The sequence below is a fragment of the Chitinophaga sp. 22308 genome, from assembly GCF_052045305.1.
GTDB lineage: Bacteria > Bacteroidota > Bacteroidia > Chitinophagales > Chitinophagaceae > Chitinophaga > Chitinophaga varians_A.
The window spans coordinates 199,916-216,976 of the sequence record NZ_JBQEOP010000003.1; the positions used below are offsets into that span (position 1 = coordinate 199,916).

Genomic DNA, 17,061 nt, shown 5'->3' on the forward strand with positions numbered 1-17,061 from the left:
GAGTTAGGAGACCCGAAGGTAAACTAGTTTACATCTTAAACAAAATAATCTTAAAATAATTTTATAACATACTGATTATCAAAATAAAAAAACCTGCATAATCTCTCCTAAGAGGTACTTATGCAGGTAAATGTGGACAATATATTGGGGTCATATGACATACACGTCACAGGGAAGTATGCAGTGGTCTGCCATTGCTTACTTTTTTCTTTTCTTTTTAGGTGGATGACCATGTCCTTTTTTGTGCTTAACAGGACGGTATTGTGGTGTCTCTTTCACGGCAGGCGTGGGACAAATGGACTTGTTGACCGGTGTTGTTTCATTCATGTTTTTGGTGTCAAACTCCACGCTTTCCACATGATCAGGGTAATGCACACGGATAACGTATTCCGCGTCCGGCTCCAGTTTTGCTTCTATTTTGCCAGACGGAGGCATGATCATATAACACCATCCCATATCCCTCGTTTTGTTGTACAGGTAAACGCAGGTGGCGGTGCTGGCGCAGATGTCAACGGTGAAGGGTATACGCAACAGCGGTACCGGAAGCGGTTTCAGTTCCGGCAGCGCTGGCGGGGCATTAAAGCTGTAGATATCATCGCCTCCTTTACCGCCGGTCCTGTTGGATGAGATAAAGCCATCACGGTCCGTTTGCGGTACATAGTAAAAATCATCTGCACTGGAATTGAAAGGCGGCAACAGGTTGACCGGTGTTGTCCATGCAGCTTTGCCGCCACTGGCCGCAAATACGTCATAGCCGCCTAAACCGGCTTTACCCTTACTGGCGTAGTACAACATATTTTCGGCGCCGGTTACCGGGAACGCGTCGTCATCAGCGGTATTAAGCTGTGGTCCACAGTTCTGTGGTTTTCCCCAGGTGTTGTCGCCTTGTTTTTCGCAGTACCAGATATCGGTGCCGCCGCTGCCACCGGGCATATCGGAGGCAATGTACAGAACATTGCCGGCTTCATTGAGGGCGGCATGTCCTATCGAGTAGTCGTTGCTGTTATAGGGAAAGGCTACAGGCGGCTGCCATTTGTGCTGTTGCCGTACAAACATCAGCAGCCGCAGCTGCCGGGTGCCATACACTGGTCTTTCCTTTTTGTCGTAGGGCACGCGGCGCGCCGGATCAGTCACGGTAACATAAGCCGTATCGCCACCGGGCGTGAAACACACCGGGCCTACGTGATAAGGATAGTTGTTGATAAAGGAAGAGAAATCTTTTACATAGCCGATACCGGATTGCCCGTTTTCCGCTTCATACAGTTTGCCGTACCCTGCATTGTTGCGTCCATAGCGACGACGCGTGCCTTTGATATACCATACGTCCTTACGCACGCTGTCTGATACAAACACTACATGATTACCATGCCAGGTGGTGCCCCAGTCATTTTTCCCGGTGTTGACGCCTGTTTCATTTTTCAGGTGTACGCCTCCCGGAAGGTTCATCCACTTAACAGCGGAATCACAACCGGCAATACGGGTGGCCACCCTTTGCTGGTCAGGGTACTGGTTGTATTGTTGCCTGGCTTCATCGTAACGGCCGAGGCTTTTCAGCATATCGCCATAATGCAGGCGGTCTTCCGGAGTGGCAGTATTATCCTGCAACACCTGGGCGTACCAGTAAGCGGCTTTGTCATATTGATTATACAACCGGTAGGAAGTGGCCAGTCTTTCTTTTATCTCTGCTGCATGTTTGCGTCCTTCGCGGGTACGTAGCAGCCGCTCATACAGTCCTGCCGCCTGCGCATATTCCTCCCGGCGGAAACGGATGTCTGCGGTCTTGCTGATAGACGGCTGCTCCTGCGCTACGGCCTGCAGGGTGATGTAAAAAAGTACGCCTGTAGCAAAATAATTGATCAGTGTTTTTCTCATGCCTGCTATATTTAAAAGTACCTCGGGCTACGGGTACGGGATTCGTATTTTTTACTGTTGAACAGGAAGCCTACGGAGATTTCATGTGATCCCTGCTGATAACTGGCCATTTTACTCACAGTAATATCGTAGGCATAACCAATGCGCAATTGCGGCGTCGCATAAAATTCCACCAGTACACTGGCGGCATCCAGTTGTTCGAGGTCTTTGGACAGCGCCGGTTTGCTCCACAGTTTCACACCGGTACGATAGGAACCTCCCACCCACAAGCGGTCTGCTATCAACAGAAAAGCATTGAGGTCCACATTGGTAGGCCCTTTAAAATCTTCCTTCACCATCAGCGATGGCTTTAATTTCAGGCTTTCCGAGAGGTTGAGCAGATAACCGGCAGTGAGGTACAGATGTTGTGTTTTCTTCAACGTATTGTAATTGTATCCTCCCCAGTAATAGTTGATATTCGCGGAATAGAGGGAGAACAGGTCCATCACTGAAGCGCCGATATAAAACTTCGGCGTGTAATAATACACGCCAAAACGTGCATCGGGCACTATCTTGGAGGTTTTGCCCAGCGGGATGGCCTGGTCCAGATCGTCCACATATTTCAACGCGGTACCATCTACGCTGTATTGGGTGATGCCCCCACCAATACCTATACACAGGCGCCGGGTATCTTCCTCGTCCAGTGGAATGCGATAAGAGTAGAACCCGTAAGCAGACAGGTTTTCCTGTGGGCCCAGTTTGTCCAGCATCACCTGTGCGCCCACGCCCACCCTTTCATCTTTGGCGTTGGTAAGGCCATCAATGGAGATGCCTGCCGTGGTGGGCGCCCCGGGAAAGTCCACCCACTGATGGCGGTAAATCGCATTCAGATACCAATCCTGCTTGTATCCTGCATAGGCAGGGTTTACACTCAGGCCATTGAACACATACTGGCTGAACTGCACGTTTTGCTGTGCAGTGGCTGTCATTAGCCCGATGCAGCCGCATACAAGTAATAATAATCTCTTTGTCATATGTGTGGACCGGTTTTTAACATGATTACCTCATCAATTCTATCCATCCTTTGTAAGACCTTTCGCTTCCGTCTGCCGCTCTGAGCTTCAGTACGTAGTAATAAGTGCCTTCGCTCAATCCATGGCCATCCCATTCATTCTGATAGTTTTTGGATTGATATACCTGATTACCCCAACGGTTATAAATAAAGAGCGATGAATTAGGATAACGGGAGATACCGATGATAATAAAGCGATCGTTTTTGCCGTCGCCGTTAGGCGTGATCACATTGGGGATGAAGATATCATCACCTGATACCGTCACCGGCTGTGTAACAGCCGTGTTGTTAGACAAGTCCGGATCTTTTACTGCACTGGTGACGGTAGCTGCATTCACGACGGTGCCCTTGTTGTTGATACGTGCGGTCAGCTGCATCGTGGCAGTTTGCCCGGATGCCATTACCGGCACTTCCCACACTACGATCCTTGACACCGCATCATAATGGGTGACACCCGCACTTACATCAATTCCACCAATAAGATCAAGGTTACCGGTAAGCGTATCCCTCACCACGATAGTCTGTGCTGAATCCGGGCCGGCGTTGGTCAGTGTTATCCGGAATACGGCCTTACCACCTGTTTGCAACGGCTCATTGTTCAGCAGCACTTTTTTCAACTGGAGGTCAGCCAGTTTCAGGAGCAGCCGTTGTTCCACTTTTGTAACAATTGTCCCGCTTGTATTGTTGGCCGGATTGGTATCAATAGCACCATTCGGGGCAATAATTGTGGCGGTATTGCTCAGCGTGGCCGGTTGCGGCACTATGCCCCGGACGCCCAGCCTTACCTCTCCCCCGGCGGGGAATGTGCCGATGGTGGCCGTTATGGTACCGTTGCTGACATCTACCTTCACATTGGCGGCGCCGCCATTTACGGTAAGTACTGCCCCGCTGATATTATCAATGCCTGCAGGCAATACATCCGTAACCACTGCGCCGTCTCCTGCGGCCAAACCATTATTCCTGGCAGTAAGGATGTAGTTGATGGTATCGCCGGTGCTGGCCGTTGGCGGACCGGATTTGTCGATAGACAGGTCAAGATTTCGCTGCACCGTAGTGGTGGCAGATGCATTAAAGGTATTGCCTTCAGCGGTGGCGGTGGCGTTGTTGGTGAGCACACCGGCAAAGACCGGACTTATCTGTCCTTTTACGAGGATATGGAGCATATTGTCTCCGCCGGCAGGTACCATGGCGGTGACATTGATCGTATTACCGCTGCCGCTGCCACCGCTGATCACCCGGGCGGTACCGGTCACTGTGGTGGTCCAGCGTATGCCTGTAATAGTGGCAGGCACTATGTCCTGTACTGTTACCAGGCTGAGGTCACTGATACCCGGATCGGAAACAATGACGTCATATTGGATGCTGTCGCCCGCGGCGGCTGTTGCCGGAGCTACTTTTACCAGTCCAACGGCGGTAGTCTTGATGATGTTGGTTGTTACCGTATCACTGGGTACCTGACGGCCATCGGCGGTAGTCAGTAACGCACTATTGGCAATGCCGCCGGCGGCGGCACTAGCAGCCACCTTTCCATTGATGATCACCCGGATGCTGTTACCCGCTCCCGCATCGATGTTGCCGGCTACGTTTACATTATTGCCACTTCCACTGGTATTGGCGGTCACGGTGGCGTGCCCCTCAGCCGCTGCCTGCCAGGTGACATTTGTTACGCCGGCAGGGACAATGTCGGTAATACGGATGCCTTGCGCATTGGATGGTCCCAGGTTGGTCGCAGTAAGTACATAGGTGATCGTACCGCCGGCGCTCACTAGCTGCGGGCCTGTTTTGGTAATAGCCAGCATTGCCTGGTTGGTGACAACTGTTGTCACCGACGACGAATATACCTGACCGTTATCATCGGTAGTCAGGGCGGTATTGGTAATGGTACCGGTGAAATCCGGAGCAATCACACCATGGATGATCACCTGTATACTGTTGCCTGCTCCCGCTGGCACATTGCCTTTAAAGGAGAGCTGCTGTGAGGTACCGGATACCGGCGTGCCGGCAGCCAGCGAGGCAGCGCCCTGTGCAACAATATTCCAGGACACCTGTCCTATTTGCGGTGGAATAACGTCTGCAATGGTGGCATTCAACAAGTCGGACGGGCCGGTATTGCTGAGGTTTAGCGTGTATACGATCGCGCTGCCGGCGGCGGCTTTCGCCGGGCCTGACTTCGCAAATACCACCCCGGGATGCTGTACCAGCTGTGTTTGCACACTATCCTGCGCTACCACGCCGGTATTATTGGATACAGTGGCTGTATTCTTCACGATACCAGTCGCATTGGAAGCAATAGTGCCGGTAATGGTGACAAGTACGCTATGACCTGCGCCAGCCGGTATATCAGTTTTCACACTCACATTGTTGCCTGTGCCAACGCTGCTGCCGTATATCACCGCGTTACTGCCGGTGGCCGTCCATGTTACATTGCTTACTGTTGCCGGCACCACATCAGCGATGGTAATGCCTGTTGCATTGGAAGGCCCGTTATTGGTGACTTGTAAAGTATAAGTAATACTGCTGCCGGCGGCCAGCGTATCCGGACCGGACTTGCTGAGCTGCAGCGCTGTCTGCGAGGTGACGGTGGTAACCACCGGTGGCGTATTAACAGTATTACCGCCATATGTATAGCTGGCGGTATTGGTAATAGTACCTGCCAGTGCAGGGTCAGTATCCCCTTCTACGGTGATCACAACGCGGTTGGCAGCACCTGCCGGCACTCCGGCTGTCAGCGTCACATTGCCTGCGTGATTAGAGATATTACCGCCCTGTATCAATGCATTGCCAAATGCTGTAGCAGACCACACAGGGTTCAACAGCTGTGCCGGCAACAGGTCGCTCACCTGGATATTGGCGGCATCACTCGGACCGCCATTGCTAAGCACCAGGCTATAACTGATATGTCCGCCGGCAGCCACGGTAGCCGGGCCGGATTTTGTAAGCTGCACTGCGGCCTTGTTGTATACAATCGTCAGCACGCGGTTCGATGGCGTGATGACGTTGTTCAGTGTAGCCGTGGCCGTATTACCGATGGTGTCTGTATTGGCGAAGGAAGCCTGCAAGACGCCGCTAATGGTGATATGTACACTGTTACCGCTGCCCTGCGGAATATTAGCTGTCAGCGTTACATTACCGGTCTGGTTCTGCAGATTGCCTCCGTTGATGGTCGCTCCGCCATTGCTGTTGGCTGACCAGCTTACCTGTTGCAACTGAACCGGCAGCAGGTCAGCGATCTGGATATTGGCAGCATCGGACGGGCCGTCATTATACACATCAATGGTGTATGTCATCATACTACCGGCGGCGGCAGAATCGGGACCGGCCTTCACCACCCGCAGTTTGCTCAGCTGTGTTAATATTGTTTGCGCCGTATCGGTTACCGGTATGCCATTGGCCGGCGTGATGGCCGCAACGTTGGTAATGGCGCCGGCCGGGGCGGCAGCATCTGTCTGTGCATTGATCGTCACCATGACAGTACCGCCGGCAGGGATATCTGCTTTGAAGTTCACATTGCTGCTGCCGTTGGTGATGTTACCCCCCGTAATTGCAGCACCGTTGGCGGCTGTCGCTGTCCAGGTGGCATGCTGCAGCTGTTGCGGCAACACATCAGTGATAGTGGCGCCTACAGCGGTAGACGGGCCATTATTGGTCACCGCGATGCTATAGGAAATGTTGCTGCCGGCAGCTAATGTAGCCGGACCGGATTTGGTGATCACCAGTCCTGGCGTATTGGTAATACGGGTATCCACCGTATTGCTCAGCGTTGTTCCGGCAACAGCTCTGTTACTGATGGTGCCGTCAAATGAAGGATCTGTTGTTCCGTTGATGGTCACCGTAACAGCGCCGCCCGCCGGGATATCGGCTGTCAGGTCCACATTACCGGTGCCGGTGCCCGGATTGGTAATAGTGGCGTTGCTGGCGGTACCGCTCCAGTTGACGTTGGTCACCGCCGCAGGCATAGTATCCCGGATAATAACACCGGTAGCATTGGATGGCCCGTTATTACGGACGAGTAACGTATAGGCGATACTGTTACCTGCCACGGTATTGGCCGGGCCTGATTTTACAATAGAGATGCCGGTAGAAGCTGTCACCACAGTACTAACAGTGGCGATAGCCGGCAACGGATCGATTACCCCGGCCGGCGGCATGGCAGTGGCAGTGTTCACCAGGGTTCCGGTGAAGGCCGGATCTACAACGCCTTTCACCTGTATGGTGACTTCCCCGCTATAAGCAGGGATATCTGCATTTAAGGAGATATTGTTGCCTATGCCGCTGCTGCTGCTCACAACAGCACCATTTGTAGCAGTAGCAGTCCAGGTCACATTCCTTACAGCGGCAGGCACCACATCCTGTATGGAAGCGCCCATGGCATCAGCCGGACCATTATTTGTTACTGTGAGCGCATAATCAATTGTTTCGCCGGCGAACATGGCTGTTGGCCCGGACTTGCTGATGCGCAGGTCTACTGACCGGTTCACAGAAGTGACTACGGAACTGGTTTTGGTGCCCCCTGCTTCCACGATCACGGTATTAGTGATGGTCGCCGCTGCGGTGGTTTTCACGGTACCATTCACGGTGATGGTGATCATACCGGAGCTGCTGCCGCCTATTGCACCGGTCAGGGTGATGTTATTACCCGTGCCGCTGGCCTGTGATACGCTGGCATTGCCGCTAACAGTGGCGGTCCAGCTGTTGACAGTAATGTCAGCGGGCACCGCATCAGCAATGGTGATGCCTGTTGCATCGGAAAGCCCGGTATTCGTCAACACAATGGTGTAGGAGATCGGATCATTTACATTCACCGATGCGGGGCCGGATTTAGACAGCAATACACCGATATCGGTCGTGATGACGGTAGACACGCTACTGCTGTTATTGGCCGGAATAGTTTCCGTCACATCGGCTGGAGGCGTTACGGTAGCGGTATTGCTGATGGTGCCGGTAGCAGAAGGATCTACGGTGCCATTGATGGTCACAGTAATGCCGTTGCCGTTGCCTGCAGCAATATCACCGGTGAGGGTGACGGTATTGCCGGTAATCACCGGCGCCACAGCAGCTGCATTGCCCGTGGTGACCGCTGTAGCATTGTTGATGATAATGCTGGATGGTATTGCATCAACAATCACCGCATGATCTACGTCAGAAACGCCACGGTTGGTGATTTGCAGCTGATAGGTAATATCCTGGCCAGCATTGATGTTGGCCGGGCCGGATTTCACCATTACAAGATCGGCCTGACGGCTGACCGCTGTAATGGCGGTAGCATTCACCGGCTGAGGATTGTCCACATCTGCCGGAGGCGTTACCGTTACAGTATTGCTGATATTGGTACCGTTAACGGTAGATGGATCTATTTTTCCTTTCACCGTGATAGTAATGCTGCTGGTATCAGCGGCCATATCTGCGGTGAAGTCTACATTGCCGGTACCGCTGCCAGTAGACACAATGGTGTTCGGGCCTGAGGACACTGCTGTCCATACCGGTTGGAGAATACCAGGCGGGATAGCGTCGTGGATAGTGACACCCTTCAGGTTGGAAGGACCGGCATTCCTCACGGTAACGATATAAGTAATGTTGGAACCCGCTACAGCACTGCCCGGGGCACTCTTCACCACACGCAGGCTGCCACTGCGGCCCACGCTGGTATTAACTGTAGAGGATACCGGCGGCTGACCACTGATAACTGCGGTAGCAGTATTGGAAAGCGTAGTGCCGGTAAAGTCAGGGTTCAGTATGCCCGTTACCGTTATATCGATACCATTGCCGGCGCCGACCGGAATACTGCCTGTCAGTGCAACATTACCGGAACCACTGGCAGCGCTGACCGTAGCCGCACCGGTGGCAGCAGCCGTCCATGCCGGCTGCTGAATAGCCGGATCTATCACATCATTGATGGATATATTCACTGCATCGGAAGGACCGTTATTGGCCAGATGGACAGTGTATTTTATCTGGTCGCCGGCAAACGCTTTGCCGGGCCCGTTCTTCACGATATCCAGGTTAGACTGGCTATAGATAGTGGTGACTGCTGTATCACGGGCCGGTACCGGTTGGTCCGGAGAAGACACATTCGCTATGTTAACCAGCGCCGGTCCGGTATAGTTGGCATCTACAATGCCCTGTACCACCACCAATGCGCTGCTCACCGGTGCGCCGGAGGGCATATCAGCAGTAACGGCAATCTGGTTGCCCGTACCGGTTTGGCCGGCAGTAATCACTGTGTTGCCCAATCCGATCACAGCCCAGCTTACGTTATGAATGGCAGCAGGCACCGTATCCCGGAACTGTACACCCGTGGCGTTGGATGGCCCATAGTTTCTGAAGCCCATCAGATACGTGATATATGCCCCTGCAGCAATCCTGTCAGGGCCGGCTTTCACCACGGCCAACGACACTTGCTTCACCACATGTGTGGTAGTCGTATTGGACGTTACAGGCGGTTGCCCTGCGGCAGCGGCCTGCGCCACATTGGAAATATCACCTGTAAACGCCGGGTCTACTGTACCATGGATAGTGATAATGATCATATTACCAGCGCCTGCCGGCAGTGTACCGGTAACGGGTATATTATTGCTGCCTGCACCGTTGGCGGTTTGCAGGGTGGCGGTGCCCCTTGCCTGTGCCGACCAGCTGATGTTCTGTACAAATGCCGGCACAGCATCGGTGATGGTTACACTGGCAGCATCTGATGGCCCCGGGTTGGTAACCGTCAGTGTAAAGGTGATATCACCACCTGCTGCCACAGTATCCGGCGCTGCCTTCATAATTTGCAGCGACGGTTTGTTCTGCACATTTGTGACCACGGTATCGCTCCAGACGGTATCTTTTGCCTGCATGGCCACATAGCCGTTGTTACGCAGTATACCAGTATATCCCGGCGCTACGGTGCCGGTAACGTCAACGAATATATGATTGCCCGTACCGGCAGGCAGATTACCGGTCACCAGAATATTATTGCCACTACCGCTATTGCCGGTCAGTACCACGCCGTTTGCAGCCACAGATGTACTCCAGGCAACATTGCTGATCTGCGGGGGCACTACGTCCTGGATCTTCAGGTTACGGGCGTCAGACAGGCCATAATTGGTAGCTACCAGGCGGTAGGTGATCTGTTCACCGGCATTGATCTGCGCCGGACCTGTTTTAATAAGTGATATCTGGGGATTATTGAGTACCATGGTAGATACCTCGCTCTCCACAGATGGCTGACCTGTTACTCCTGCTGTGGCCACATTGCTCAATGTACCGGCAGCAGCAGGATTCACGGTACCCTGTATGGTCATTGTTACTTTACCGGTACCGGCCGGAATACTGGCTGTGACCTGCAATTGGTTGCCGCTACCGGTAGCACCGTTACTGATGGTAGCACCGCCAGATACTACGGACTGCCACTGTACATGTTGTATGGTGGTGTCAATCATGTCTGTAATGCTCACGTTCTGTGCGTCGGAAGGACCGGCATTGGTAACTGTGACCACATAGGTGATCTGGCCTCCGGCCGATATGCTGGCCGGACCGGACTTGCTAATCTGCAATTGTGGTTTATTGATTACCACCGTGTTAACGGTATCAGACATTACCGGCGGTTGTCCGCCAGCTGTTCCGTTGGCAAAGTTTGTCAGCACACCGCTAAAGGACGGCGAAACTGTACCTGTGACAGTGATCAAAATCGTATGATCGTTACCGGTAGGAATATTACCGGTCACCTGAATATTGTTGCCTGTACCGGTAGCACCGGTGGTAACGGCGGCACTTCCGGCAGCTGTGGCCGTCCAGCTCACATTGATAAGGTCTGCGGGTACTGCGTCTGTAATAATCGCTCCCTGAGCATCAGACAATCCATGATTGCCGACAGTCACGGTATAGGTTAACTGCTGCCCTGCGGCCACTGTATCAGGAGCGCTTTTGCTCAGGCTTAGTGCCGGTACATTGCGTACGGTTGTCACCACTACTTCTGAAACAGCGGTATGTCCGCCACCGGCATCTACGGTGGCCCGGTTCGTGAATTGACCGCTAAAGGCAGGATCTATCTTACCTGCTATCAGCATCAACACGTAGTTACTGTCTCCCACAGGGACATCAGCCACCACATGGGCAATATGGTTGGTCACGTCTTTGGAGTCCACCCTGGCATTACCGAAGCTGGTAGTGGTAATGGAAGGGTTCTGCACCGCTGCTGCGATGGTATCCGCAAAAGCCACGTTGTAGGCATCAGAAGGACCGGTATTGGTCAGCTTCAGCACATACAACAGGGTTCCGCCGGCTGTAGCGGTGGCTGGCCCTTGTTTCGTGATGACCAGCCCTGGCTGTTGTCCGATGGTAGTCACTACCTCATTGGAGTTCGCCGGCTGTTTACCAGGCACTGTCACAGTGGCGGTGTTCACGATACTACCGGTAGCGCTGCTCATCACAGTGCCGGTGATAGTAATGGTTATTTCATTATTACCGCCGGCAGGAATATTCGCATTCACACTTACATTATTACCCGCGCCGGAAGCGCCGCTGTTGACAACGGCCGAACCGGAAGCGGTGGCAGTCCAGCTGACATTACGAATGGAGTTAGGTCCAACGAGGTCGGTAATAGTAGCGTTCACGGCATCAGACGGACCGGTATTGCCTACCGTCACCGTATACACGATGGCGGTACCTGCATTAACGGTAGCAGGTCCGGATTTCTTTACCTGTAAACCTGGTTGTACCAGCACAACTGTTTTATTGGTGGCAGTAGCGGAATCAACTCCTGTCAACGTTGCTGTGGCGGTATTTACCAGCGTATCGGTAGCGGCGGCGTTCACAACGCCGCTTACCTGCACCTGTACGATGTTGGCCGCACCGGCAGGGAGGTTTACTGTGGTCCGTACCGCATTACCACTGCCGGACACTGGTGCGCCGGAAGCCACAGAAGCCACACCCAGCGCAGTTACGTTCCACGTAACGTTCTGAATATTGGCAGGGACTAAATCCTGTAGTATAATACCGTTGGCGTCAGACGGACCGGCATTGGTCAGCCTGATCAGATAACTGATGCTATTTCCGGCTACTACGGTCCCGGATGCCGGTCCTGCCTTGGAAAGGGTAAGGCCGGTCTTCTTGTTGAGAACAGTATTAACAGTATTGGAGGATACCGGTGTTTTGCCGGACGGTGTAACGGTGGCGGTATTGGTAAAGCTGCCGGTAGCGGCAGGGTTGATCAGTCCTTTGATAGTCACCAGGACACTGTTGTTATTACCTGCCGGAATACTGGCAGTGAAATTCACATTACCGGTACCGGTCGTCTGGCTGGCAGCGGCGCTACCTTGTACGGCAACTGTCCAGGAAGCGTTCTGTATGGCAGCAGGTAATATGTCTGCCACGGCAGCATTCCGCAGGTCTGAAGGACCCGCGTTGGTAATTTGCAGCTGATAGGTAATACTGTCACCGGCTACCGCTTGCGCAGGGCCGGACTTAGACACGGTAATGCTGTACTGCGGATCAGGGTCATCTGTGTCAGTAGAAGTGTTACGCGCAGGGCTAATGTTTGTGTAACCGGCCGGAATAGTGGCTGTGGCCGTATTCACCAATGAGCCGGTAAAATTAGCCGGAATGTTTAACGTCAACGTATATACGATAGTTGAACCTGCCGGGAGATTTAACTGCTGGTCAATAGCCCCGTTACCGGAAATCGCAGGCTGCGCTCCGTCAGGAGAAACGGCTGTCCATGAGGCGACGGTAATGCCTGCGGGCAGCGGGTCCCGGAAGGTAGCGCCCATCAGATCGGAAGGGCCTTTGTTCACCACCGTGATCTTATACTGCGTTGTTGCACCCGGGACATATAATGGTGTATTGTCTGTCTTATCTACAGTCACCTCCACACTCCTGCCCACAGGCGTTACAACAGATGCGCTGTCAACGCCGGGGTCCACATCTCCGGCGGGCGGCGTGAGGTACACGACATTACGCAGGCTGCTGCCACTGAATTGCGATGCTACCTTTCCGGTAACAGTCAGGACAACAGATTTTCCGGGAGGCAGCGTCAGTCCTGACCACTGCTGACTAACGGGATCATATGTTCCTTCAGCAGCGGAAAAAACTACGCCCAGGAAACCTGCCGGCAGCGAATCCGCCACCTTAATAATTTCATTAGGCTGAATAGTGGACGGGCCGTTATTGGTAATGGTAATAGTATAGGTCAACGGTTGCCCGGCCACCACAGTGGACGGCGTAGCCGTTTTAGCCACCACCAGGTCTGTCACGGCAGCTGTTACCTGTATGGTCACCGTAGCGGTAGCGCAGGCGCCCTGGTTGTCACATACCTGGTACACATAGGAATCTGTACCGGTAAATCCGGGATCAGGCGTATAGGTAAACGTACCGTCGGCACGTTGCACGACCTGGCCGTGCGCCGGCAGCGTAACCGGTGTAGCCGTTACCGTTAGCGGCTGGTTTTCCGGGTCACTGTCGTTTGTCAGTACGTTACCGCTTACTGCCACATCGCGTGGCGTTGTGTATTGATCATTCACTGCCACCGGTGGATTGTTGGGCACGGTGCCTGTCACGGTAGAAGTATTGTTGCTCTGGTCAGGGTCTGGCATGCCTGCCGGAGAGGCCACCACGCCGGTATTAGCCATCACGTCTCCTCCTTTGGCGGTTGACGCTACCGTGCCTCTGACAGTAATCACTACTTTGTTACCTGTGGCAAAAGGTATGTTAGCCGTAGTGGTGATGGTAGGCCCGCTGCCAGAGGTAGTACTTAAAGAAACGCCTGCACCGGTCGTAACAGCCGTCCATGACGGGTTACTCATCAATGCCGGTAGCACGTCCTGTATAGAGGCGCCGGTAATGTCAGAGGGACCGAGGTTTTCTACCGTTAACGTATATACGAGCGGGCTGCCGGTTTTATAGGTATTGCCCGCATCAGATTTGGTGATTTTCAGATCGGCCTGGCGCCGGTAGGTTAGCACCACCGTATCCACGGAAGCGGGACAGTTGCCGTTGGTGATCGTCCAGGTAAGCGTGGCGCTGGTATTGGGTTGCAGCGTGACGTTGGTATTTGGGTTGCTGTTGCTTGTGACGGTAGCGGTACCACTGATCACGGCCCAACTGCCCGTACCATTTACAGGTGTATTGGCGCTCATGGTAAAGAGGCCGTTGTTGTATTTGGTCTGGTCCGGACCAGCATTGGCAGCAGTCGGTGCTGCATTTACCGTGATTTGTACAGTATCGGCCGTAGTAGCGCAGGCGCCGCTACGGATGGTCCACACCAGCTGGTAAATGCCTGGCACCATGTTCTGCAATGCCGTATTATTCTGGTTAGGGCTGACAACGGTCACCGCATTAGGCCCCGCGATCTGTGTCCAGGTACCCGTTCCCGGTGCAGCAGTATTACCTGCCAGCGTAGTGCCGGTGACGTTACACAGCTGCTGGTCAGGGCCTGCATTAGCTACCGGTCCCGGCGCACTGATATTCACGATCACTGTATCGGCCAGCGCCGGACAGGAACCGTTGCGGGTAGTCCATGCGAAAGCATAACTACCGGTTACCAGGCCGCTGACACCCGTATTATTTTTGGTAGTATCGGCAAAGATGGCGGTATTGGGCCCGCTGAGCTGGCGCCAACCGCCGGTGCCTACCACCGGCGCAGTAGCCGCCATCGTAGTGGCGGTGACGCTGCAAAGGTTTTGGTCCGGCCCTGCCAGCGGAAGACTGGCTGATGCGTCTATCCTGAGCAGCATAGTGTCCGCAGAAGCCGCGCAACTACCGTTGTTTATCGCCCATTCAAAAGTGTAGGTGCCGGTCACCAGGTTGTTCACGCCGGTAGTGGCCAGGTTGGGATTGGCGATGGTAGCTGTATTTGGACCGGTCAGTTGTCGCCAGGTGCCGGTACCGGTAACCGGATTGTTACCGCTTAGCGTGGCAGACGTTACGCTGCACAATGCCTGATCAGTACCGGCATTGGAAGTCGTAGGTTTATTACGGACAAAAGTGGTATCACGCAGAATATTGTTACACCCTCCCCCCGATGGCGCAGCATCGCACTCATGGTTAGAGTTGGTAGGCACCGCCACCGCAGGATCAGAAGCATCCACGTCGAGGTCAGTAGCTGAGCGCAGCAGGCTGGCTTCGAAGATGGCCAGGTCAGCAGGCGCCTGTGTGGTAACGACAACGGAAAAAACATACGTAGCCGCGGCGCCACTGCTGAGGGTAACAGAATCGGTATACCCGATATTGGGAATGGAGCTGCCAATGCCGAAAGAACCGCCACCTGCGGTGATCGTGCGGCTTACCAAGGAAATATTGTTGATGGCGGTGGGTACGCTGAAACTGAATTTGCCATTCACCGCTGAGTCAGGCCCGTTGTTGCGAATGTTGATCTGGATATTGTACGGCGTATTCAGACATCCCTGTTTGTTGGGCGGAGATACAGACGACACTACCTGCAGGTCTATATTACGCCGGGTATCCACTACATCGGTAGCAATATTATTGGCGGTATTAGCTTCAAATGCATTTGCCACCGTGGCTGTATTGGTAATGCTGTCAGGCGCGCCTACAGACACTTTCACCGGAATGGTAATAGGCGGATAGGAAGCGCCGGCCGCCAGTACGTCCTGACGTGTAGCCGTCATCGTAGCTCCGGCCATGTTAATGCTCCAGCCGGTGCCTGTGGGCGTTCCGGTAACAGTAAGCCCTGTGGGAATAACATCTGTCACCGTCACCTGGCTGACGTCCGGCTTGGCATCGGCGCCGTTATTGGAAATGGTCAGTACATAATTACCGTTTAGCCCTTTACGTAAGTTGCCGTTATGAGTTTTGGCAATAGCCAGGTCGGGCGCTATGATATTGGTGGAAACGCTGGAGGTATCGTTCGACGCGTCGGGGTCTGTGATGCCTGTAGCAGACGGGGTCACCCATACCTTATTGGTCAGTACTTTTCCCGGTGGCATGGAAGCCACGGTGCCCGTGACCGTAAAAGTGCTGGTGCTGCTGGCCTGCATGTTCAGCGTAGCATTGGAGAAACTGGTGTTCGTATAGCCGGTGGCGGTATTACCAGCAAAGCCGTCATTGGAAAAAGCAACGTTGGAAATATTGAATCCGTTGGCCGGAGAAAACACGTCCTGTAGCGGCAGCCCGCTGAGCGCAGAAGTTGTTTCGTTGTAAACAGTGACCTTATAGGTGAGTGCGTCCCCTACTTTGGCAATGGGCTTATCTACCAGTTTCTGTATACGGATGTTACCGGGCGTGGTGATGATCAGGTTTCTTACCTCATGGCGGTTATAGGCGCCGCCGGTAGAAGCGGCGAAGCCCAGTTTCATACGGGCCGGTGGCGGGGAAGTGAGGGTGATGGGGCCAAACAGCGTTTGCAGTGTGCCTCCCTGCACGTTAGTGGATTTTACCGTGAGGGTGTATTGTCCGGTACCGGTGGGCAGTATCGTCACTTGCACGCGGCGGTAAAACTGTGTGGGCGTGGGACGTGTGCTGGTGACCACATCATAGTCCAGGGAAGTGCCAACTGAACTGCTGCCAAGGTAGGAGTAATTGGGTGCCGGTCCACGGGCCGAGATATAATCACGGTAAAGTGTGCCGCAGTTGGTGGATACGCCGCCTGATTTTCCTTCGCTGCAGTTAGCGAAATTACCATATTCATCGATGCCTACGCCTACGTAACCACCTGCCAGGCCGGTATTGCCGGTAGAGGTGGACTGTGCATATCCCAGGCTTCCACCTCTGGAGCCGAGGCTGAACGTGGAAGCAGTAATGTTATCGTTGAACAGAAATACAGAAAAGCCGTCGCCGCCACCCAGACTGGGGTTACTACGTCTCCAGGCCACATATTCAAAGTCCATCAGTACGCCGAGTGTAGACGGGAACCCGGCATTGACGAAGGCATAACCTACCTGGTTGCCCACATCTTCTGTGAGCCGCAGCCATCCCTGGCCTACGGGGTCGTCTACGCCGGAAGTCAGTTTGGCGGCGCCACCGAGGGTAACGTTGCCGGTAGAACTGCTTTTAAAATTTTCGGTGATGGTAAATTGCGCGCGGGCCGTCAGGGATAATAACAGGCAGGCACATACGAAGCGCCAGGCATCCGGGCGGATACGGACCATTCTTTTTACCACGCACAGGAACAAACGTAGACATACATCCATAGACAATACATT

The 17,061-nt window shown here is 53.7% G+C and carries 3 protein-coding genes; all 3 read right to left on the minus strand.

The window, feature by feature from the left end; all coding sequences use genetic code 11:
- Positions 1–198: 198 nt before the first annotated feature.
- The 3 genes from ACTJJS_RS12575 to ACTJJS_RS12585 are packed head-to-tail and all read right to left on the minus strand — an operon-like array spanning position 199 to position 17,049.
- A complete protein-coding gene (locus ACTJJS_RS12575) occupies positions 199–1,872 on the minus strand; it encodes a tetratricopeptide repeat protein (protein ID WP_440663926.1) in 1,674 nt (557 codons plus the stop codon).
- Between the two features lie 11 nt (positions 1,873–1,883).
- A complete protein-coding gene (locus ACTJJS_RS12580; RefSeq protein ID WP_168871316.1) occupies positions 1,884–2,885 on the minus strand; it encodes a PorP/SprF family type IX secretion system membrane protein in 1,002 nt (333 codons plus the stop codon).
- Positions 2,886–2,910: 25 nt separating this feature from the next.
- On the minus strand, positions 2,911–17,049 hold the full coding sequence (locus ACTJJS_RS12585) for a gliding motility-associated C-terminal domain-containing protein (RefSeq protein ID WP_440663928.1): 14,139 nt from the start codon (positions 17,047–17,049) through the stop codon (positions 2,911–2,913).
- Positions 17,050–17,061: the final 12 nt, after the last annotated feature.